Origin of the sequence: Streptomyces malaysiensis subsp. samsunensis (assembly GCF_024519315.1) — a bacterium.
Taxonomy (GTDB): domain Bacteria; phylum Actinomycetota; class Actinomycetes; order Streptomycetales; family Streptomycetaceae; genus Streptomyces; species Streptomyces malaysiensis.
The window spans coordinates 284,018-307,417 of the sequence record NZ_JANIIC010000001.1; the positions used below are offsets into that span (position 1 = coordinate 284,018).

Genomic DNA, 23,400 nt, shown 5'->3' on the forward strand with positions numbered 1-23,400 from the left:
GTTATGGTGGACCGCGCAGTCAAGAACTCCGGGGCACGTTGACCTAGGGAAGTGGGAAGCACATGGGAAAGCTGGACAACAAGGTGGCGATCGTCACCGGCGGGTCGCGGGGGATCGGGGCGGCGTCGGCGCTGGCGCTGGCTGACGAAGGAGCCGACGTCGCGATCAGCTACTCGTCCTCGGCGGAACGAGCCAAGGCAGTGGTCGCGGAGCTGGAGGCGAAGGGAGTGCGTGCGGCGGCTTTCCAGGCCGACCAGGCGGACGCGACGCAGGCGGCGGGCCTGATCCGGCGCGTGGTCGAACAGCTCGGGAAGCTGGACATTCTGGTCAACAACGCGGCCGCGGGTGGTGGCGGCCTCGTCGACAGCGAGCTCCTCGACCAGGCCGCCATCGAGCGGCAGCTCGCCGTCAACTACACCAGCGTGGTGGCCGGGATCCAGGCGGCGGTGCCGTTGCTGCCCGATGGCGGGCGGATCGTCAGCATCAGCTCGGGTGTGGCCACTCGGGCGGGTTTCCAGGGGATGGCGTACTACACGGGCACGAAGTCGGCCCTCGAGGGCTTCAGCCGGGGCGCAGCCCGCGATCTGGCGCACCGGGGCATCACGGTCAACGTCATCCAGCCCGGGTTCATCGACACCGAAGGAAACCCCGCCGACGGCCCGGCCGCATCCATGTTCCTTCCGACCACGGCCATGGGGCGGTACGGCAGGCCGGAGGAGATCGCCGCAGGCGTCGTCTTCCTCGCCAGCCCGCAGGCTTCCTACGTCACCGGCGCAGTGCTGAGGATCGACGGCGGATACGGCGCATAGCCCGACCGCGCGGCTGACAGCGGGCGGCCGCGGACGGCGGTGGCGGCCGCCATCGCCGAATGGCCGCGACCCCTCACCCGCACCTGCCTAGATCCGCGAGTTACGCAGCGACTGCCACACGGCCCCGGCCAACGCCCGCGTCGACCGGGGAACCGACAGCCGCTCGTGTTCCCGGTACAGCGCCCAGTTGTACTGGACGAGCGACAGCTTGTTCGAGGACAGCGATCCCGCGCGGTGAGCCCTGTACACCGCCAGCGGCTCGGGAAGGCCGCGGGCGTCATGACCGTCACGCATGATCGACAGCCACAAGGCGTAGTCCTGTCGCTTACGCATCTCCGGCATCAGCCTCGTGCCGAGGACGGTGCGGTCGTACATGGCGGTCAGGGCCCCGATGTGGTCCTGGACCAGCATCGCGCGGTAGTCCACGTGTTCCCGCGCCCGAATCACCCGCCCGTTCGGGACGAAATCGGTGCTCTCGCCGTCGTGGTCGGCGTCCATCTTGTAGTAGGAGGTGAACGTCAAAGGCGCATCAGCCGTCGCCGCGAAGTCGGTTTGCCGCTCAAGTTTCTTCGGGAGCCACATATCGTCGCTGTCAAGAAAGGCGACGTAATCCCCCCTGGCCCGTTCGATGGCGAGGTTCCGCGCCCGGCCCGCACCACCCTGTTCGGGCGCCGATTCCGGCCGGACGCGCTCGTCCTGCCGGGCGAATTCCATGAGCAGGTCCATAGAGCCATCGGACGATTTGTCGTCGGTGACCAGAAGCTCCAGATCGCTGTGGGTCTGCGTGAGCACCGATCGAATCGCTGCGCCGAGAGTGGCTGCCGAGTTGTACACGGGCATCACCACGGAAACCAGGGGCACGGCGCTTCTCCTTGTAAGAGCCTCTACTACACGTGGCCAGGCCGACAGATGCACCCGGTGCACCTGAACCACGCCAACATCCGCACCATGGTGGGCTGGCCGTCCCCGGTCCCGCAGGCGCGGAAGTTCGCCGCTGAGCACGACCACAACTTAGCGGGCTGACCACCGGTTCTCACCGATCTTGAGCAAGTTTGTACAGCTCAGCGAACAATCCGGACGCGTCGAGCAGAGACTCGAAGGTCCCCGACTCCACGATCCGGCCGCCGTCGAGAACGATGATGCGGTCCGCGATACGGGCGTTGTCCAGGTTGTGGGTCACGAAGAGTGCGGCCTTGCCCTCGGCGAGTTGCTTGAACCTGCCGATGACCAGGTGCTCGGCCCGCGGATCCATCGCGGACGTGGGCTCATCCAGCATCAGCACGGCGGTATCCCTGTAGAAAGCCCTGGCTACGGCGATGCGCTGCCATTGTCCGCCGGAGAGGTCGGTGCCGCCCCAGTTGGAGCTCGCGTCTTCCTCGACCACCACCGCTGAGCCGCATATCGCGTCGGCCAACCCTGGTGGGCGGCGGACGGAGCGTCGCCGGACGCGGGCGGCGCGGCGGTGTGCCCGAACGACGACGGCCCCCGGTCCGGGGGCCGATCGCTTCGGTGGCTGGTTGCTGTGATGGGTCAGGTGGTGGGGAACTCCCCGTGCCTGACGGCGGAGACGAACGACGACCAGGCGGTCGGGTCGAACATGAGCGCCGGGCCGTGCGGGTCCTTGCTGTCACGGACGGGGACCACGCCGCGCGAGGCGACGAGGTTGGCGGCGACCTCTATGCAGGCGCCGCCGTGTTCGCTGTACGAGGACTTGAACCAACGGGGGGATTCGGTCGTCATGGGGTGCCCTTCAGCAACTGACTGATCATGGCTACAGACTGAGCCTGAGAAGGCGCTTCGGCCTGTAGCTGATGGTAGGCCGTCAGCATGGGCACCACTGAGGTGTTTTCCCGTTCGAAATGGCCGCGCTGGGCCGACTCCGCGTAGGACATGAGCGAACGGTCCGACATCGTCAGGATGTAGAGCGGCAGGCTGAACGGGCGGCGCGTCCCCATGTCGAACGGGGCGATCTGGAGCACGGTGTTCGGCAGCTCGGCGAACTCGGCGAGCCGCGCGAACTGGGCGTCCATGACGGCGGGCTCGCCGATGGGCCGACGGAGACAGCTTTCGTCCAGCACCACGAAGATCAGCGGCGGGCGCGTCCGGACGAGCGCGGCCTGCCGCTCCGCGACAAGCGCCACCCGCTCCTGCGCCTGCTCGGCGGTGATCGCTCCCCGCTTGACGTCGCCCTCCGCCAGGGCTGTCGCGTACTCCGGCGTCTGGAGCAGACCGGGGATGACGCCCACTTCGTACAGCCGGATCTCCGCTGCCCGGCCCTCGTGCCCCACGTACTCGGGGAAGCCCTCCAACAGGCTGCCGTGGCGGATCTCGCGCCACTCGCGCTCGAACGAATCCGCCGTCCCCTCGGTGCCGAAGGCGCCGTCTGTACTGCGCACAAACCGAAGAGTTGGAGGCTTCCGAGCAGTTTCGATGGCCGAAACGTGCACGCTGGAATATCCCGTCCGCCCCGCCAGGTCCTCCTGCGTCCAGCCACGACCTTCACGCAAGCTGCGCAGGCGGGCCCCGAAGGCGGCCAGCGGACTGCTGTCCGGGTGTAACTCCTTGCGGTTCAAGGGGCGTTCACCATCCATCCGTTCCTATCTGATCAGTTGAATGATTCCCCGCTGAAGGTCACGCTGAACCTCCTTGGTAATCACATCACTACGGAGAGGAGTGGTCGGTGGCCGACGTTGCAAAACCCCCGCGACCGTCCGACCGGTCCGGGGGCGTGACCCTCAACCGCTTGGAGGTTGGTGATCCGGTGACCGCCGATGGACGGGCCGCCCCCGTCCTCTCCCCCGGGTGCCCTCTGTGCGCCGCCCCCGGCGACTTCGGGCCCCACCACCCCACCGCGCCGCGTTCGGGCTTGTGCCCCGCGTGCGTCGCGGCCGGAAAGCCCACCCGCGGCGGCCTCGAACAGGCCGTACTGATCGTCGCCGGACAGACCCTCACGGGAGCCGAAACCCTCGACCTGGCCGGCGCCACACCCGAAGAACTGACCTACCACCTCGGCGCAATGAAGCGAAGCCTGCGCGGCCTGCTCCAACTCCTCGCCCCCGTAGCGGGAGAGGAGGGCCGCTGATGGCCGCCAACCGGCCTGACCGGGACGAACATCCGAAGATGACGATGCGCGTCTACACCATGGCGCACAACGGGATCGTCACCGCCCGGCGCGCGATCGTGGCCGTCCTCGACGGGGAGAAGGGCGACGCCTACTCGCTGGGGCAAGCGTGGCCGCCATGCCAGTGCCCCCGCCATCGCGACCACAACAACCCCGACAGATTCAAGCGGCCCTGAGTCTACCGTCCGCCCCGTGCCCCCGATCTCGTGCGCGGTCCGGGGGTGAACGGTCCCGGCTCCGGACGTTCCGCGCGTTCTGTGGCAGATGACCGGGGCCACAGCTCCACAGGCCGCCCCGGCCCCGTTCGCCATAGACCCACCATGGCGAACGGGGCCGGACCACGTTGTGAACACCGTCCGTCAGTCAAGCCTCGATCCACCGGTCGACAGTGGGTCCAGCAGCCGGACATGACCGCGCGGCGGGTGCCCTCTGGCCTGGGACGATAGGACTTCCTACGGTTCCATTGCACCCGATCGAGAGAACACCCGCGAGATGCGATCTTCCCATGCCGCATCGGCGGTCTGCGCCAAACAGGGCGCTCAGGTCGGCCGGTTCAAGGGCATCCGTACTCTGCACCCGCTGCTGGCGTCGCTCAAAAGCCGGTGAGCCTCGTCGTCATCCGGCGTCCCAGCGCGCGGGCCGTCCGATCCGGAAGGCGCTGGACCAGGCGGGCGAACAGCGCGTTGCGGCGGCCGTCGACCACCGACGCCTTGCGCGAACCCAGGGCGCGGAAAGCGGTGGTGACGACTTGCTCCGGCTGCCGCAGCCCACCCAATCTCGCCATTGCGGGCAGAATGTCCTCGGACTTCTGCCCTGTGACGGTCACCCCCGGAGAGACCGCCAGCACCCGGACGCCCGCGTCGGCGACCTCGGCACCGACTGCCAGTGTGAATGACTGCGCCATCGCCTTGCTCCCGGCGTAGGCGGCCAGGTACGGCGTGGGCAGGAACGCGGAAGCACTCGTGACGTTCACGATCGTTCCACGGCCACGTGAGACCATGCCCGGCAGGAAGCGGATCGTGCTTTCCACCACGGCTTGCCCGTTCAGGTTCACCATCGCCGCGACGCCCGCCGGATCGGCTTTCGCCGCTGCCCCGCCGACCCCGCCGCCCGCGTTGTTAACGAGGAAACCGACCTCTATCCCATGCTCGACGGTCCGCTCGAATATTGCCCGCGGCGCCCCGGGCTCGGACAGGTCCAGCTTCTCCGTCAGCACGCGCACTCCGTGTGCGGAGCGCAGAGACGAGGCGAGCGCCTCCAGTTTGTCGCCTGATCGGGCCACGAGGACGAGGTCCGCACCGCGCTGGGCGAGCCTGGCGGCGAACTCGGCGCCTATGCCGCCCGACGCCCCCGTGATCAGCGCCGTGGTACCGGACAGACGGGACAGGTCCTGCATGATTCTCCTCGGGCTGGAGGCCGATAGACTTGGTTAACTCACGCAACCACGTAAATGGACGGCACCGTCCACCTGACCGGCAAGTGAGAAACATGCCTGCCGAAATCTCTCACAACACAGACGATCCCGCCTCCGCAGCGCCCCTGGGAACGGCCATCGACAGGCTTCCCGCGGACCTGCGCCCCGACGCCCGCCGCAACCGCGAACGCGTCCTGAAAGCCGCACGCGAGGTCTTCGCGGCCCAGGGCATCGACGCACCCATGAGCACGGTGGCCCGCCGGGCCGGCGTCGGCGTCGCCACCCTCTACCGCCGTTTCCCCACCCGCTCCGCACTCCTCGCCGCCGCCTTCGACGACCAGCTCGCCGAGTGCGCAACCGTCTTCGAAGAGGCACTGGCCGACCCCAACCCCGGACACGGCCTCTACACCCTCCTGGAAACGGTGTGCACCACGCTGGTGACCGACCGGGGCTTCGACACCGTGTTCATGACCGGCTTCCCTGAGGCACTGGACTGCGGCCGCGAACGGGCCTGCGCCGAGGCGGGCCTGAACCACCTGGTCCAACGCGCCCTCGACGCCGGGCAGCTCCGCAAGGATTTCGACACCGCCGACATCCCCCTGCTCCTCCTGGCGGTGAGCGGCCTGGCCGGCCAACCCCCCGAAACCGCGCTGCCCGCCGCCCGCCGCCTCCTCACCTATCTCTTCCAGTCTTTCCAGGCCCATCCCCCGTCCCGCCCCGGCCCGCTCCCACCGGCCCCACGAATGGACCTGACCGGACCGCACCGGACGGACGGGGTCTGACAGCGGCACCCACCCACGATCTGCACCCCGACCACCCGGCCGGTCATCGCGGCCGTCCGGTTGCGGCAGGGCAAGCCGACCAACTCCCGCCGAGCCGAACGGTTCGTCACCGAGGCCCTGGCCACCGTCGGCGTGGTCGCCGCCTGCCGCCGCGCCGGAGCCCCACTTCTCGATGCGGATACGCCCTGCCCACACCCGGCTGCGAAACCGACCGGTGGGTCGAGGTCAAGACAGCCAGTCCTCCACGGCCCGTGCCGTCGTCCCGGCGTGCTCCTCCATCATCGTGAAGTGGTTCCCGGCCACATCGAGCGCGGTGTGCGGCAGCTGCCAGTACGACCGCCAGTCGCCGTCGTCGCGGGACCAGTCGAAGAACCGCTCTTCGGCACGGACCAGCAGGGTCGGCGTCTTGACCTCGCGGGGCCGCCACCCCCCGAACAGCCGGAAGTACGCGCCCATGGCCAGCAGCCGGGTGTCGTCCACCGGCACATGGCCCGTGCTCCGCTCATCGATCCCGGCCCGCAGACCGGGCTGGACGGCCAGGGCCGCCTCCGGGTCGTGCGAGTAGATGTCGAGCAGCACCACCGCCTCCGGAAAGACCCCGGTGCTCTCCAGCCGCGCGGCCACCTCATGGGCGAGCAGCCCGCCCGAGGAGTGGCCCAGCAGCACGAACGGCGCCCCGTCGGTCTGCCGCAGCACCGCCTCGGCCTGCGCCTCGATCACCGCCTCCGGGTTCGCCGGAAGCCGCTCCCCGGCGACGAAACCGGGGTTGCCCAGCGCCCAGACGTCCCGGTGGCCCCGGAATCCCGCGGCGAACCGCGCGTACTGGTGCGGGCCTCCGATCGACAGGATCGAGGGGAAACACACCAGCGCGGGCCCCGTCTCCCCACGGGACAACCGCACCAGCGTGGGCAGCGTGTCCAGCTCGGCGGCGCTCGTGAACGAGGGCCGGAACCGCGAGACATCCATCAGCATCCGGGTGAACTCCCCCTGCTGGCCGAGCTCCTCGGCTTCCCGCATCATCGCGCCGAACACGGACGACGGCTCCGCGCCCGCCGTCTCCGCCTGCGCGGCGGCCGACACCGCACCGCCCTCGGCGGCCACCGAACCGGCCAGTCCGGCGAGCAGTTGCCGGGCGACCAGCTCGGGCGTCGGCTGGTCGAACAACAGTGTCGGGGGCAGCCGCAGCCCGCTCGCGGCGTTGAGCCGGTTGCGCAGCTCGACGGAGGTCAGCGAGTCGAAGCCCAGCTCCAGGAAGCCACGCGTGGCCCCCAGGGCCTCCGGGTCCTCGAAACCGAGCACCGCGGCGGCATGGGTGCGGACCAGATCCAGCAGGACCCCCTCCCGCTCCGCCTCGTCCAGCCCGGCCAGTCGCCGCACCAGCGAAGGGCCGCCCGCGGCGGCCGCCGCGTCGGAGGCCGTGCGCCGCCGGGGCGTCACCCGGACCAGCCCGCGGAACACGGCGGGCAGCGCTCCCTCGGCCGCCTGCTCCCGCAGCGGCGCGGTGTCCAGGTGGAGCGGTACGAGCACCGCCTCGCCGTCGACCGCACACGCCGTGTCGAACAGCTCCAGACCGTCCCGCGAGGACAGCGGCGCCATCCCGGAGCGCGCGATACGCCGCACATCCGCCTCCGTCATGGCGCCGGTCATCTCGCTGCGCTGCTCCCACATGCCCCAGGCCAGCGAGAGGGCGGGCAGACCGACGGAGCGGCGGTACGCGGCGAAGGCGTCCAGGAAGGCATTGGCCGCCGCGTAGTTGGCCTGCCCCGGCGTGCCGAAGGTGCCGGCGGCGGAAGAGAACAGCACGAACGCCTTCAGATCGAGGTCGCGGGTCAGCTCGTGCAGATGGAGCGCCGCGTCCCCCTTCGGCCGGAAGACCGTGTCGATCCGCTCCGGGGTGAGCGCGGACAGCAGCCCGTCGTCCAGCACTCCCGCCGTGTGGACGACGGCGGTCAGCGGATGCGCCGGGTCCACCTCAGCCAGCAGCATCGACAACGCCTCGCGGTCGGCCGCGTCGCACGCCGCGACACTCACCTCGGCGCCCAGCGCGGTCAGTTCGGCGACCAGCTCGGGCATCCCCTGGGCCCGCTGCCCACGGCGGCTGTTGAGCAGCAGATGGCGCACTCCGCGCTCGGCCACCAGATGGCGGGCGAGCTGCCCGCCGAGGACACCGGTGGCGCCGGTGATCAGCACCGTGCCGTCCGGGTCGAACTCCAGCGCCCCGTCCTCGTACCCCTCTTCGCCCTGGGCTTCGTTCCGCTCCTGGGGCTCCTGGGCGGCGACCCGGGCCAGCCGGGGCGCGTGGAGGGCGCCGCCGCGGAGGGCGAGCTGCGGCTCACCACCGGCCACCGCCCCCATGAGCGCGTCGGCCGAGATCTCCTCGTGGTCCAGATCGAGCAGCAGGAAACGGTCCGGGGTCTCGGTCTGGGCGGTGCGGATCAGCCCCCATACGGGCGCGTACGGCAGCCCGGACACCTCGGCGTCCGGGGACGTGGCGACCGCCCCGCGGGTGACGAACGCCAGCCGCGCCCCCGCGAAACCCTCCTCCGCGAGCCACGACTGGGCGGTGTCCAGCGCGGCGTGGGTGGCCAGCCGGGCGCCTTCCGCCAGATCGCCGCCACCGGCGGGGCCGGTGAGCGGGAAGAGGACGACATCCGGCCGGTGCCTGCCCGAGGCCACCACGGCGGCGAGCTCGGTCAGATCGGGGAAGACATCGCACTCCGCTCCGGTGGACTCCACCGCGTCGACGAGGCCGAAGATGTCCATGCCGTTCGCGGCGTCCTGGCCGACCAGGGCCCAGCGGACGTCCTCGGCGGACGCCGGGGACGCGGGCACCGCGGTCCACTCCAGCCGGAACAGCGAGTCGTGGTAGGCCGTCCGGGCCGTGCGCAGTTGCTCGGGGGCGATGCTCCGAAGCGCCAGGGAATCCACCGACGCGACCACGCCGCCGCTCTCGTCCACGACGGTCAGGGCCACCGCGTCCGGTCCGGCCGGGGCGATCCGTACCCGCAGCGCCGTGGCGCCCGCGGCGTGGAGGGTGACCCCGGTCCAGGAGAACGGCAGCCGGATCCCGCCGGCGCCTCCGTCGGCGGCGCTCACGAAGTCGCCGAGCGCCACGCCGTGCAGTGCGGCGTCCAGCAGCGCCGGGTGCAGCCCGAACAGCGCGGCGTCGGTCTGCTGCCGCTGCCCCAGCCGGAGTTCGGCGAAGACCTCCTCACCGCGCCGCCAGGCGGCCGTCAGCCCCTGGAACGCCGGACCGTAGCCGATACCGGTGGCGGCGAACCGCTCGTAGAGATCGTCCACCGTGATGGCCACCGCCTCGGCCGGCGGCCATTCGGCCAGGCCCTCGGCGGCGTCGGCCGCCTCGGCGGCCGCACCGGACGCGAGGACGCCGCCGGCGTTACGGCTCCAGGACCGCTCCGGGCCGTCGCCCCGGTCCGCGTCCGGCTCCGGCCGGGAGTAGACCTCCAAGGTCCGGCGTCCGTCCGCGTCGGGCACGCCGACGGTCAGCCGCAGCTGGACCCCGCCCCGCTCGGGCAGGATCAGCGGCGCCTCCAGCGTGAGCTCCTCCAGCAGATCGCAGCCCACCTGATCGCCCGCCCGGATCGCCAGTTCGACGAAGGCCGTCCCCGGCAGCAGCACGGTGCCGGCCACGGAGTGGTCGGCGAGCCAGGGGTGGGTGTGGAGGGAGAGCCGCCCGGTGAACAGGAAGCCGTCGGAGTCCGGCAGTTCGACGGCCGCGCCGAGCAGCGGATGATCAGCGGTACCCAGACCGGCGGAGGCCACATCGCCCACCGAAACCGGAACCTCGATCCAGTAACGCTCATGCTGGAACGCATACGTCGGCAACTCCGCACGGCGTGCACCGGTCCCCTCGTACACCGCGTCCCAGTCCACGGACACACCCCGCGACCACGCCTCACCGACCGAGGCCCAGAAGCGCTTCAGCCCGCCCTCGTCCCGGCGCAGCGAGCCGATGGCGGCGGCGTCGAGACCGGCGTCCTCGGCCGTCTCCTGGACACCCATGGCCAGTACGGGGTGGGCGCTGGACTCGATGAACACCCCGAAGCCCTCGTCGAGCAACCGCCGGACGGCACCCTCCAGCTCGACGGTGCGGCGGAGGTTGGTGAACCAGTACTCGGCATCCAGCTCCGGACCCTCGACCCACTCCCCCGTCACCGTCGACAGGAACGGCACCTCGGCGTTCCCCGGCCGTACGGGAGCCAGCAGTTCCAGCAGCTCCTCCCGGAGCAGCTCGACCTGCGCGGAGTGCGAGGCGTAGTCCACCGGCACCCGCCGGGCCCGCACCTCATCCGCCTCACACGCGGCGACCAGCTCGTCCAGCGCCGTCGGCTCACCCGAAACCACCACCGACGACGGCCCGTTGACCGCCGCCACCGAGATCCGCTCCTCGCCCCACGGCGCGATCCGCTCGCGTACGTCCGCCACCGGAAGCGCCACCGACACCATGCCACCCTTGCCCGCCAGCACCCGGCCGATCGCCTGACTGCGCAACGTCACCACACGCGCCGCGTCCTGAAGCGAGAGAATCCCCGCCACACACGCCGCCGCGATCTCACCCTGCGAATGACCGATCACCGCCGCCGGAACAACACCCAGCGAACGCCACAACTCGGCCAGCGACACCATCACCGCGAACAGCACCGGCTGCACCACATCGACGCGCTCCAGCGACGGCGCACCCTCCGCACCCCGCAACACATCCACCAACGACCAGTCGGTGAACTCCGCCAGCGCGGCGGCACATTCGTGAATACGGGCCGCGAACGCCGGCGCCGTGTCCATGAGCTCCACGGCCATGCCCGCCCATTGGGACCCCTGCCCCGGGAACACGAACGCCGTCTTGTCGGCCGCCCCGACGTTCTGGACCGGAGCCACACCCTGGGCCAGCGCCGTCAGGGCGCGGATGAAGTCGTCGCGGTCGGTGCCCACCAGGACCGCACGCTGATCGAAAGCGGCGCGGGTGGTGGCCAACGAATAGCCGACATCGGCCGTACGCGGCTCCGGGCCGGCGCCGAGGTACGCCAGCAGCTTGGCGGCCTGCGCGCGCAGCGTCGCCTCGCCCCTGGCGGACAGCGGCCACGGCAGCGCACCGGACGCTCCGGGGGAAGGCTCGGCCCCCTCTTCGGGCGTCTCCTCCGCCTCTGGGGCCTGTTCGATGATGGTGTGCGCGTTGGTGCCGCTGATCCCGAACGAGGACACCGCGGCCCGGCGCGGACGACCCGTCTCCGGCCACTCCAGCTGCTCGGTCAGCAACGCCACCGCACCCGCCGACCAGTCCACATGCGGCGACGGCTCATCCACATGCAGGGTTCTGGGCAGCACACCGTGCTCGATGGCCTTGACCATCTTGATGATCCCAGCCACACCGGCCGCGGCCTGGGTGTGCCCGAAGTTGGACTTCACCGAACCGAGCCACAGCGGCGCGTCGTCGGTGTGCTCCTGGCCGTAGGTGGCGAGCAGCGCCTGTGCCTCGATCGGGTCGCCCAGCGTCGTGCCCGTGCCGTGCGCCTCGACCACGTCCACCTCGGACGCCGACAGCCGTGCGTTCGCCAGCGCCTGCCGGATCACCCGCTGCTGCGACGGACCATTCGGCGCCGTCAGCCCATTCGACGCACCATCCTGATTGATCGCCGAACCCCGCACGATCGCCAGCACCGGATGACCGTTCTTCCGCGCGTCCGACAGCCGCTCGACCAGCAGCAGCCCCACGCCCTCGCCCCAGGCCGTACCGTCGGCCGCGGCGGCGAAGGGCTTGCAACGGCCATCGGTGGCCAGTCCACGCTGCTTACTGAACGCCACAAAAGTGCCAGGCGTAGCCATCACCGTGACACCACCCGCCAGCGCCAGCGAACACTCACCATTCCGCAGCGCCTGCACCGCCATATGCAGGGTCACCAGCGACGACGAACACGCGGTGTCCACCGTCACCGCCGGGCCCTCCAGACCGAAGGTGTACGACACCCGGCCCGAAGCCACACTCCCCGAACTGGCCGTGCTGATATAGCCCTCAAGACCGTCGGGCGCACGGTGCAGCAGAGTGCCGTAGTCGTTGTACATCACGCCGGTGTAGACACCGGTCCGGCTGCCGCGCACCGCCGCCGGGTCGATCCCGGCCCGCTCGAACGCCTCCCAGGTGGCTTCCAGCAGCAGCCGCTGCTGCGGGTCCATCGCGAGGGCCTCACGGGGCGAGATCCCGAAGAAGACGGGGTCGAAGTGGTGCGCGTCGTGCAGGAACCCACCATTACGGGCGTAGCTGGTGCCCCGCTGATCGGGGTCGTCGTCGTAGAGCGACTCGATGTCCCAGCCGCGGTCGACGGGCATGTCGGTGATGGCGTCGGTGCCCTCGGCCACCAGCTTCCACAGATCCTCGGGCGAGCTGACCCCACCAGGGAACCGGCAGCTCATCGCCACAATCGCGATCGGGTCGTCGTCGTGTGCGTTGGCGGCGGCGACGGGTGCGGCGGCGTCCACCTGGCTCCCCTGAGCCTCAGCCCGCACATACCCGGCAAGAGCGATCGGGTTCGGATAGTCGAAGATCAGCGTCGCGGCCAACCGGACACCAGTGACCGCCGTCAAACGATTACGCAACTCCACGGCGGTCAGCGAGTCGAAGCCCAGCTCACTGAACGCACGCTGCGGCTCCACCGCCTCCGGCCCGGCATACCCGAGCACCACCGCCACCTGCGCCCGCACCAGACCCAGCACGATCGCCTCGGCCTCGGCGTCGGACGCCCCGGCCAGCTGCTGAGCCAGCGCGCCGGACCGCGCCGCGGCCGCGGTCTGAGCCGCCCGACGCGGCGGAACACGCACCAGACCACGGAAAAGCGGCGGCAACATCCCCGCACCCGCCTGAACACGGAGCGCGGCCACATCCAACGGCATCGGCACCAACAGCGCCTCACCAGCGGTGCCGGCCCGATCAAAGAGCTCCCGGCCCTGCTCGGCGGTGATCGGGGCGATGCCACCGCGCCGCAGCCGGTCCACCTCAGCCTCGTCCAACTCACCGCCCATACCACCGGACCCGCCCCACAACCCCCAGGCCAGAGAGACGGCGGGCAGACCCTCAGCGACGCGGTGCTGAGCAAGCGCATCCAGGAACGCATTGCCCGCCGCGTAGTTCCCCTGCCCCGCACCACCGAACACACCAGCGGCCGACGAGAACAGAACAAACGCCGACAGATCCAGATCCCGGGTCAGCTCATGCAGATTCCATGCCGCATCCACCTTCGGACGCAGGACATGGGCCACCCGCTCGGGGGTGAGCGAACCGATCACCCCGTCATCCAGCACACCCGCCGTGTGCACCACGGCCGTCAGCGGATGCTCAGCAGGGATGGCGGCGAGGGTCGCGGCCAGCGCGTCCCGGTCCGTCACATCACATGCCGCCCAGCTCACCCGGGCGCCCAACTCGGCCAGCTCAGCCGTCAGTTCGGTCGCGCCCGGCGCCTGATCGCCACGGCGGCTCACCAACAACAGCCGACGCACACCCCGCTCGGCCACCAGATGGCGAGCGAAGAGATTACCCAGAGTGCCACCAGAACCGGTGATCAGCACCGTGCCGTCCGCGTTCCACGGGGCCGGGGCGTCGGCGGAGGCGGTGGCGCGGGCCAGACGCGGAGCCATGACCGCGCCCTGGCGTACGGCGAGTTCCTGCTCGTCCGATTCCAGAGCGGCGGGGAGGGCGGTGGCCGAGTCCGGGTGGCCGTCGAGATCCACCAGGACGATACGGCCGGGGTTCTCCGACTGCGCGGAGCGCACCAACCCGGTCACGGTGGCCTGCGCGGGCTCGGTCACCGCGTCGCCGGTGGCGGTGGCGGTGGCCACCGCGCCCTGAGTGAGGACGACCAGGCGCGTGTTCGCGAAGTGGTCGTCCTCCAGCCAGGTCTGCAACAGGGTCAGCGCATGGACGGCAGTCTCGTGTGCCAGGGCGACGGGCGAGGAGTCGGAGTTCTCCCCCGGCACCGCGCGCAGGGAGACGACCACGTCGTCCGGGCTCGCCGAGCCGGACTCGATCGCCTCGGCCAGCGCGGCCAGATCCGCGTAGACGTCGGCCTCGACACCGAGGCCGGGGACGTCCGTGCCCACGATCGCCGGGCGTCCGACGGAGTGCGTCCCTGAGGAAGCCGGAACCGGAATCCACTCCACCCGGAACAGGGCGTCGGCCGCGCCACTGGGGCGGGTGGCGCCGAGGTGCTCGGCGGAGACAGTACGCAGCGCGAGCCGGTCCACCGACGCCACCGGGGCCCCGGTCACATCGGCGAGCTGGAGGGACACCGTGCCGTTCCCGGCGGGCGTCAGCCGCACGCGCACACTGTCCGCACCCACCGAATGGACCCGGACACCGGACCAGGAGAAGGGCAGTCCACCCTGAACCGGGTCCTCGCTCGGATCACTGAGTCCGATGGTGTGCAGAACGGCGTCCAGCAGCGCCGGATGCAGCCCGAACAGATCGGCACCGGGCTCGGCGTCCTCCGGGAGCGCGACCTCGGCGTACACCTCGCCGTCACCCCGCCACGCGGCCCGCACCCCCCGGAACACCGGACCGTAACCGAACCCCGCCTCGGCCAGCCCCTCATACAGCCCGTCGATCCCGATGGGCTCGGCACCCGCCGGGGGCCACGCGCTCAGCTCGAACGACGGACCCGACGCGGGCACGCCCTCCACCAGCACACCCGTGGCATGCCGCACCCACAGAACATCGTCACCGGCCTCGTCGGGGCACGAGTGGAGGAAGAGGGGACGGCGGCCGGTGTCGTCCGGGGCGCCCACGACGATCTGCAACCGGATCCCGCCCCGCTCGGGCAGGATCAGCGGCGCCTCCAGCGTCAGCTCCTCCACCAGCTCACAGCCCACCTGCTCACCGGCGCGCACCGCGAGTTCCACGAACGCGGTGCCGGGCAGCAGCACCGAGCCCATGACGGCGTGGTCGGCCAGCCACGGATGCGTCTCCAGCGAAAGCCGCCCGGTGAACAGGAAGCCGCCGGACTCGGGCAGTTCGACGGCCGCGCCCAGCAGCGGATGATCAGCGGTACCCAGACCGGCGGAGGCCACATCGCCCACCGAAACCGGAACCTCGATCCAGTAACGCTCATGCTGGAACGCATACGTCGGCAACTCCGCACGGCGTGCGCCGGTGCCCGCGTAGTACGCCTCCCAGTCGGGGGCAGTGCCCCGGGTGTGCAGCGTGGCCAGGGCGGTGGTCAGGGTCTCGGCCTCGGGACGCCCGGACCGCAGCACGGGGACGAACGCCACCTGCCCGGCCTCGCCCGCCAGACACTCCTGGCCCAGTCCGGACAGCACACCGTCCGGGCCGAGTTCGAGGTAGGTGGTGACACCCTCCGCCTCCATGGCACGCACGCCGTCGAGGAAACGCACCCCCTCACGGACATGGCGCACCCAGAAGCCGGCGGTCGCGATCTCGGCGGCGGGGGCGATACCACCGGTGAGGTTGGAGACCACCGGGATCGTCGGCGCCTGGTACGTCAGGCTCTCCGCGACCTTGCGGAACGCCTCCAGCATCGGGTCCATCAACGGCGAGTGGAACGCGTGGCTGACGGTGAGCCGCTTGGTCTTACGGCCCTGAGCCTCGAAACCTGAAGCGATCTCCAGCGCCGCATCCTCGTCACCCGCGATGACCACCGACGTCGGCCCGTTGAGCGCGGCGATCGAAACACCCTCGGTCAGCAGCGGCGCCACCTCGTCCTCCGCCGCCTGCACCGCGACCATCGCGCCACCGGCCGGAAGCTCCTGCATCAGCCGGCCGCGCGTGGCCACCAGCAGCGCGGCGTGGTCGAGCGAGAACACACCCGCGACATGGGCGGCGGCGATCTCGCCGATGGAATGGCCGGAGACCACATCCGGCTTCAGGCCCCAGGACTCGACGAGACGGAACAGCGCCACCTCGACCGCGAACAGCGCGGGCTGGGTAAAGCCCGTCCGGTCCAGCGCCTCGGCGTCCTCCCCGAACAGCACCTCGCGAAGCGGCCGTTCCAGATGCGCGTCCAGCTCATCGCAGACCGTGTCCAGCGCCTCCGCGAACACCGGGAACGCCTCATACAGCTCACGCCCCATGCCCAGGCGCTGACTGCCCTGGCCGGTGAAGAGGAACGCCAGCTTCCCCCGGGTCTCCACACCCTCGACCACGGCGGCGGCCGGCTCACCGGAAGCGAGCGCGGCGAGCCGGTCCAGGAAGGCAGCCCGGTCCCCGGCGATAACGGCCGCCCGGTTCTCCAGAGCGGCGCGAGTGGTGGCCAGCGAACGGCCGACGGACACCGGATCCAGTCCGGGGCGTTCGGCCACGAAGGCGTGGAGCCGGGCGGCCTGGGCGCGCAGGGCGTCCTCGCCCTTACCGGACACCACCCACGGCAGCAGGGGGAGGGCGCGGGCATCGGAGGCGGCCGTGGGCCGCTCCGCCGGGGCCTGCTCGATGATGGTGTGCGCGTTGGTGCCGCTGATGCCGAACGAGGACACCGCGGCCCGGCGCGGACGGCCGGTCTCCGGCCACTCGGTCTGCTCGGTGAGCAGCGACACCGCGCCCGCCGTCCAGTCCACGTGTGGGGACGGCTCGTCCACGTGCAGGGTCCTGGGCAGCACCCCGTGCTCGATGGCCTTGACCATCTTGATGATCCCGGCGACACCGGCCGCGGCCTGGGTGTGGCCGAAGTTGGACTTCACCGAGCCGAGCCAGAGCGGCTCGTCCTCGGTGTGCTCCTGGCCGTAGGTGGCGAGCAGCGCCTGCGCCTCGATCGGGTCGCCCAGGGTGGTGCCCGTGCCGTGGGCCTCGACGACGTCCACCTCGGCGGCGGACAAGCGGGCGTTGGCGAGGGCCTGGCGGATGACGCGCTGCTGGGACGGGCCGTTGGGCGCCGTCAGACCGTTGGAAGCGCCGTCCTGGTTGATCGCACTGCCACGCACGATCGCGAGCACCGGGTGACCGTTCTTACGGGCGTCCGACAGCCGCTCGACCAGCAGCATGCCCACACCCTCGCCCCAGGCCGTGCCATCGGCCGCGGCGGCGAAGGGCTTGCAGCGGCCGTCGGTCGCGAGGCCGCGCTGCTTGCTGAAGGCCACGAAGGTGCCGGGGGTCGCCATCACGGTGACACCGCCCGCGAGCGCGAGCGAGCATTCGCCGGCGCGCAGCGCCTGCACCGCCATGTGCAGGGTGACCAGCGACGACGAGCACGCCGTGTCGACGGTCACCGCCGGGCCCTCAAGACCGAAGGTGTACGACACCCGGCCCGAGGCGACGCTGCCCGAGCTGGCGGTGCCCATGTAGCCCTCGAGGCCGTCGGGGGCGCGGTGCAGCAGGGTGCCGTAGTCGTTGTACATCACGCCGGTGTAGACGCCGGTCCGGCTGCCGCGCACCGCCGCCGGGTCGATCCCGGCCCGCTCGAACGCCTCCCATGTGGTCTCCAGCAGCAGCCGCTGCTGCGGGTCCATCGCGAGGGCCTCACGGGGTGAGATCCCGAAGAAGACGGGGTCGAAGTGGTGGGCGTCGTGCAGGAATCCGCCGTTGCGGGCGTAGCTGGTGCCCTGCTGGTCGGGGTCGTCGTCGTACAGCGACTCGATGTCCCAGCCGCGGTCGGTGGGCATGTCGGTGATGGCGTCGGTGCCCTCGGCCACCAGCTTCCACAGATCCTCGGGCGAGGTCACCCCGCCGGGGAAGCGGCAGCTCATCGCCACGATGGCGATGGGCTCGTCGTCGCCGGTGGTGGCGGCGGCCACGGGTGCGGCCGCGTCCTCCTGGCTGCCCTGGGCCTCGGCCCGCAGATACGCGGCGAGGGCGGCGGGGGTCGGGTAGTCGAAGATCAGCGTGGCGGGCAGCCGGACACCGCTGACCGCGGTCAGGCGGTTGCGCAGTTCGACCGCGGTGAGGGAGTCGAAGCCGACCTCGCTGAAGGCGCGCCGCGGGTCGACCGCTTCGGGTCCGGCGTAGCCGAGCACGGCCGCCACCTGCGCACGGACCAGGCCGAGCACGATGGCTTCCGCCTCGTCGGCGGACGCCCCGGCCAGTTGCTGGGCGAGCGCGCCGGAGCGCGCCGCGGCCGCGGCCTGGGCCGCGCGGCGCGGTGGGACGCGGACCAGACCGCGGAAGAGCGGCGGCAGCATTCCGGCGGCCGCCTGGGTGCGGAGGGCGGCCAGGTCGAGCGGCATCGGCACGAGCAGTGCGCTGTCCGTGGCGTTCGCCAGGTCGAAGAGTTCACGGCCCTGGTCGGCGGTGATGGCGGCGACGCCGCCGCGCTGGAGGCGGGCGAGTTCCGCCTCGTCCAGGTCTCCGGCCATGCCGCCGGGCTCGGCCCACAGGCCCCAGGCGAGGGAGGTGGCGGGGAGGCCGTTCGCCCGGCGGTGCTGGGCCAGGGCGTCCAGGAAGGCGTTGGCGGCGGCGTAGTTGCCTTGTCCGGCGCCGCCGAAGACTCCGGCGGCTGAGCTGAACAGGATGAACGAGGACAGGTCCGCGTCCTGGGTCAGCTCGTGCAGGTTCCAGGCCGCGTCCGCCTTGGGGCGGAGGACGGTGGCCAGCCGCTCGGGGGTGAGGGACGCGATCACGCCGTCGTCCAGCACGCCTGCCGTGTGGATCACGGCGGTGAGGGGGTGGGCGGTGGGGATCGTGGCCAGGGTTTCGGCCAGGGCGTCACGGTCTGCCGTGTCGCAGGCGGCCCAGTGTGCTTCGGCGCCCAACTCTGCGAGTTCTGCGGTGAGTTCGGCGGCGCCGGGGGCGGTTTCGCCTCGGCGGCTCACCAGAAGGAGGTGGCGTACGCCGCGCTCGGCCACGAGGTGGCGGGCGAAGAGGGTGCCCAGGGTGCCGGTCGCGCCGGTGAGCAGGACGGTGCCGTCGGGGTTCCACTCAGGGGTTTCGGTCTCCGGCTGCGTGGTGGCGCGGGCCAGGCGGGGGGCCTTGACCGTGCCTTCGCGTACCGCGAGTTCCTGCTCGCCGGACGCGAGGGCGGCGGGGAGGGCGGCGAGGGAGTCCGGGTGGGCGTCGAGGTCCACCAGGGTGATGCGGCCGGGGTTTTCCGACTGGGCGGAGCGGATGAGGCCGTGGGCGGCGGTGTGGGCGAGGTTGGTGGCGTCGGTGAGGATGACGAGGTGGGTGTCGGTGAAGCGGGTGTCGGCCAGCCACTCTTGGAGCAGGCCCAGCACCTGGGTGGTGACGTACTGCGCCGTGGTGGCGGGCGAGGGGCTTTCCCCCACCCCGCCCCTTCCCGCAGCATCGATATGCGGCTCCGCCGCGTGGAGGGGCTCCGCCCCTTGAACCCCACCGGGGCTCCGCCCCGGACCCCGGTCCTCAAACGCCGGACGGGCTTGGTTTGCCGCACCGTCCGATGCCAGGGGCACCACTACGTACTGCGGGAGCGGAGTTCCGGAATTGGCGGCTTCGGCCAGCGTCGCCAGGTCGGGGTAGGGGGCGTCGGAGCCTATCGTCGTCCAGTCGTCCTGGGACACCGGCTCGGACGGTGCCGGGATCGGGGTCCAGTCCACCTTGAACAGGGCGTCGGGGGCGGTGCCCGGGGCCGTCAGCTGGTCCGGGGAGACCGTGCGGAGGGCCAGGCGGTCGACCGAGGCCACCGGGGCACCCGTCACATCCGCGAGTTGGAGGGACACCGTGCCGTTTCCGGCCGGCGACAGCCGGACCCGTACGCTGTCGGCGCCCACCGAGTGGACGCGGATACCGGTCCAGGAGAAGGGCAGTCCGCCCTGGCCCGGGTTCTCGGTCAGGTCGCTGAGGCCGATGGTGTGGAGGACCGCGTCCAGCAGGGCCGGGTGGAGGCCGAAGAGGGCGGCGCCGGGGTCGGTGTCCTCGGGGAGCGCGACCTCGGCGTAGACCTCGCCGTCGCCGCGCCAGGCGGCGCGCAGGCCCTGGAAGACCGGGCCGTAGCCGAAGCCCGCGTCGGCCAGGCCCTCGTACAGCCCGTCGGTGTCGATGCGCTCCGCCCCGGCGGGCGGCCAGGCGGACAGGTCGAACGAACCCTCCGCCGCGCCCGCCGTCAAGGCGCCCGTGGCGTGGCGTACCCACGGCTCGTCGTCTCCGGCCTCGTCGGGGCGGGAGTGGAGGGCGAGGGTGCGGCGGCCGGTGTCGTCCGGGGCGCCCACGGCGATCTGGAGCCGGACCCCGCCCCGTTCGGGCAGGATCAGCGGGGCCTCCAGGGTGAGCTCCTCGACCAGATCGCATCCGGCCTGCTCACCCGCGCGCACCGCCAGTTCCACGAACGCGGTGCCGGGCAGCAGCACCGCGCCCATGACGGCGTGGTCGGCCAGCCAGGGGTGGGTGTCCAGCGCGAGCCGCCCGGTGAAGAGGAAGCCCTCCGCGTCGGCCAGGGAGACGGCCGCGCCGAGCAGCGGATGGTCGGCGGAGCCGAGGCCGACCGAGGAGACGTCGCCGTAGGCGGTGCCCGCGTCCAGCCAGTAGTGCTCGCGCTGGAAGGCGTAGGTGGGCAGTTCGACGCGTTCGGCGCCGGTGCCCGCGTAGTACGCCCCCCAGTCGGGGGCCGTGCCCCGGGTGTGCAGGGTGGCCAGGGCGGTGGTCAGGGTCTCGGCCTCGGGGCGGCCGGACCGCAGGACGGGGACGAGCGCCACATGTTCGGACTCGCCCGCCAGGCACTCCTGGCCGAGCGCGGACAGCACACCGTCCGGGCCGAGTTCAAGGTAGGTGGTGACGCCCTGCGCCTCCATCGCGCGCATGCCGTCCAGGAAGCGCACAGCCTCGCGGACATGGCGGACCCAGAATCCGGCGGTGGCGATCTCGTCGGCGGGCGCGATGGTGCCGGTGAGGTTGGAGACCACCGGGATCTTCGGGGCCTCGTACGTCAGGCTCTCCGCGACCTTGCGGAACGCCTCCAGCATCGGGTCCATCAACGGCGAGTGGAACGCGTGGCTGACGGTGAGCCGCTTGGTCTTACGGCCCTGGGCCTCGAACGAGGCGGCGATCGAGACGGCCGCGTCCTCGTCGCCCGCGATGACCACCGACGTCGGCCCGTTGAGCGCGGCGATCGAGACGCCCTCGGTGAGCAGCGGCGTCACCTCGTCCTCGGACGCCTGGACGGCGATCATCGCGCCACCGCCGGGCAGCCGCTGCATCAGCCGGCCACGGGCCGCCACCAGCAGGGCGGCGTGGTCGAGCGAGAGCACCCCGGCGACATGCGCGGCGGCGATCTCGCCGATGGAGTGTCCGGAGACCACGTCCGGCTTCAGGCCCCATGACTCGACGAGCCGGAAGAGGGCCACCTCGATGGCGAACAGCGCGGGCTGGGTGAACCCGGTCCGGTCCAGCGCGCCAGTGTCGTCGCCGAACAGCACATCCTTCAGGGGCCGTTCGAGACGCGGGTCGAGCACGGCACACACCGCGTCCAGCGCCTGCGCGAACACCGGGTACGCGTCGTACAGCTCACGCCCCATGCCGAGGCGCTGGCTGCCCTGGCCAGTGAAGAGGAACGCCAGCTTGCCGCGGGTCTCCACGCCCTGGACCACCCCGGCGGCGGGCTCACCGGAGGCGAGCGCGGCGAGGCGGTCGAGGAAGGTCGTGCGGTCGGCGGCGATGACGGCCGCCCGGTTCTCCAGGGCGGCGCGGGTGGTGGCCAGGGAGTAGCCGAGGGACACCGGGTCCAGCTCGGGGCGTTCGGCCACATACGTGTGGAGCCGGGCGGCCTGGGCGCGCAGCGCGTCCTCGCCCTTGCCGGACACCAGCCACGGGAGCAGCGGAAGGGTGCGGGGCGCGGCCGTCTCTTCGGCCGGTGCCACCGCCTCCTCGGCGAGGGCCTCCGTCGCCGCCGTCCCTTCGGCGGGGGCCTCCGCGGCCTCCTCCTCGCCATCGGGGTCCTCGGCCGGGGGCTGCTCGATGATCAGGTGGGCGTTGGTGCCGCTGATGCCGAACGAGGACACGGCGGCGCGGCGCGGACGGCCGGTCTCCGGCCACGGGCGGCCCTCGGTCAGCAGCGAGACCGCCCCGGCCGACCAGTCGATATGCGGCGACGGCTCGTCGATGTGCAGGGACCCCGGCACATAGCCGTGCTCGATGGCCTTGACCATCTTGATGATCCCGGCGACACCGGCGGCGGCCTGGGTGTGGCCGACGTTGGACTTGATGGAGCCCAGCAGCAGCGGCCGCTCGGCGGGCTTCTCCTTGCCGTAGGTGGCCAGCAGCGCCTGCGCCTCGATCGGGTCGCCCAGCGTCGTACCCGTGCCATGGGCCTCGACCACATCGATGTGGTCGGCCGTCAGCCGGGCGCTGGCGAGCGCCTGGCGGATGACGCGCTGCTGGGACGGGCCGTTGGGCGCCGTCAGGCCATTGCTCGCGCCGTCCTGGTTGATGGCCGAGCCACGGACGACGGCCAGCACCTTGTGGCCGTTGCGGCGGGCGTCCGACAGCCGCTCCACCAGCAGCATGCCCGCGCCCTCTGACCAGCCGGTGCCGTCCGCCGACGCCGCGAAGGACTTGCAGCGGCCGTCGAAGGACAGCCCGCGCTGGCGGCTGAACTCGGTGAAGGTGCCGGGTGTCGACATCACGGTGACACCGCCCGCCAGCGCCAGCGAGCACTCGCCGTTGCGCAGCGCCTGCATGGCCAGGTGCAGGGTCACCAGCGACGAGGAGCACGCGGTGTCGACGGTGAGCGCGGGGCCCTCAAGGCCGAAGGTGTACGCCACCCGGCCGGAGGCGATGCTGCTGGAGCCGCCGGTGCCGAGATAGCCCTCGACACCGGGCGGCACGGCGCGCAGCCGTGAGGCGTAGTCGTGGTACATCACGCCCGCGAACACACCGGTACGGGTGCCGCGCACGGACGTGGCGTCGATGCCCGCCCGCTCGAACACCTCCCAGGTGGTCTCCAGCAGCAGCCGCTGCTGGGGGTCCATCGCGAGGGCCTCGCGCGGATTGATACCGAAGAAGGCCGGGTCGAAGTAGTTGGCGTCGTGGAGGAAACCACCCTCCCGGACATAGCTCGTGCCCGCGCCGTCCGGATTGTCGTCGAAGAGCCGCCCGATGTCCCAGCCGCGGTCGGTGGGGAACTCGGAAATGCCGTCCCCGCCCTCGGACACCAGCCGCCACAGATCCTCGGGCGAGCTGACGCCACCCGGGTAGCGGCAGCTCATCCCGACGATCGCGATGGGCTCCTGGTCCTCCGACTCCACCTCCTGAAGGCGGCGTCGGGTCTCATGCAGGTCGGCGGTCACCCGCTTGAGAAAGTAGCGGAGCTTTTCCTCATTCATACGTGCGTTTCCCTCTCGAGGAATCCGGAAGGTCGGGTCACTTCACGCCGGCCA

10 protein-coding genes are annotated in these 23,400 nt (G+C 71.5%); 4 read left to right on the top strand and 6 right to left on the bottom strand.

The window, feature by feature from the left end; all coding sequences use genetic code 11:
- Positions 1-62: 62 nt before the first annotated feature.
- On the top strand, positions 63-809 hold the full coding sequence (locus NQU54_RS01215; RefSeq protein ID WP_257629322.1) for an SDR family NAD(P)-dependent oxidoreductase: 747 nt from the start codon (positions 63-65) through the stop codon (positions 807-809).
- 87 nt (positions 810-896) lie between these two features.
- Here NQU54_RS01215 and NQU54_RS01220 read toward each other — a convergent pair whose 3' ends face one another.
- The 4 genes from NQU54_RS01220 to NQU54_RS01235 all read right to left on the bottom strand — a co-directional run bounded on the left by NQU54_RS01220 (position 897) and on the right by NQU54_RS01235 (position 3,382).
- Positions 897-1,670, bottom strand: coding sequence for a glycosyltransferase family 2 protein (locus NQU54_RS01220; RefSeq protein ID WP_069865688.1), 774 nt, complete (start codon positions 1,668-1,670; stop codon positions 897-899).
- Positions 1,671-1,842: 172 nt separating this feature from the next.
- Entirely contained in the window at positions 1,843-2,196 is a 354-nt protein-coding gene (locus NQU54_RS01225) for an ATP-binding cassette domain-containing protein (RefSeq protein ID WP_257629323.1), read from the bottom strand.
- 143 nt (positions 2,197-2,339) lie between these two features.
- Entirely contained in the window at positions 2,340-2,549 is a 210-nt protein-coding gene (locus NQU54_RS01230; RefSeq protein ID WP_257629324.1) for a DUF397 domain-containing protein, read from the bottom strand.
- A complete protein-coding gene (locus tag NQU54_RS01235) occupies positions 2,546-3,382 on the bottom strand; it encodes a helix-turn-helix domain-containing protein (protein WP_257629325.1) in 837 nt (278 codons plus the stop codon). Before NQU54_RS01235 ends, NQU54_RS01230 begins: the two co-directional genes overlap by 4 nt.
- Positions 3,383-3,489: 107 nt before the next feature.
- Between NQU54_RS01235 and NQU54_RS01240 the strand changes: the two genes are divergently transcribed.
- Positions 3,490-3,891: a hypothetical protein gene (locus tag NQU54_RS01240; protein WP_257629326.1), complete on the top strand. Its 402-nt coding sequence runs from the start codon at positions 3,490-3,492 to the stop codon at positions 3,889-3,891.
- A complete protein-coding gene (locus NQU54_RS01245) occupies positions 3,891-4,106 on the top strand; it encodes a hypothetical protein (protein WP_257629327.1) in 216 nt (71 codons plus the stop codon). Before NQU54_RS01240 ends, NQU54_RS01245 begins: the two co-directional genes overlap by 1 nt.
- Positions 4,107-4,522: 416 nt before the next feature.
- Here the strand turns inward: NQU54_RS01245 and NQU54_RS01250 are convergent, their stop codons facing one another.
- Positions 4,523-5,326, bottom strand: a complete 804-nt coding sequence (locus NQU54_RS01250; RefSeq protein WP_257629328.1) for an SDR family NAD(P)-dependent oxidoreductase — start codon at positions 5,324-5,326, stop codon at positions 4,523-4,525.
- A 92-nt stretch (positions 5,327-5,418) separates the two neighbouring features.
- On the opposite strand from NQU54_RS01250, the gene NQU54_RS01255 reads away from it, so the two are divergent.
- On the top strand, positions 5,419-6,126 hold the full coding sequence (locus NQU54_RS01255) for a TetR/AcrR family transcriptional regulator (protein ID WP_257629329.1): 708 nt from the start codon (positions 5,419-5,421) through the stop codon (positions 6,124-6,126).
- A gap of 225 nt (positions 6,127-6,351) precedes the next feature.
- Here the strand turns inward: NQU54_RS01255 and NQU54_RS01260 are convergent, their stop codons facing one another.
- Positions 6,352-23,346, bottom strand: coding sequence for a type I polyketide synthase (locus NQU54_RS01260; protein ID WP_257629330.1), 16,995 nt, complete (start codon positions 23,344-23,346; stop codon positions 6,352-6,354).
- Positions 23,347-23,400 lie beyond the last annotated feature (54 nt).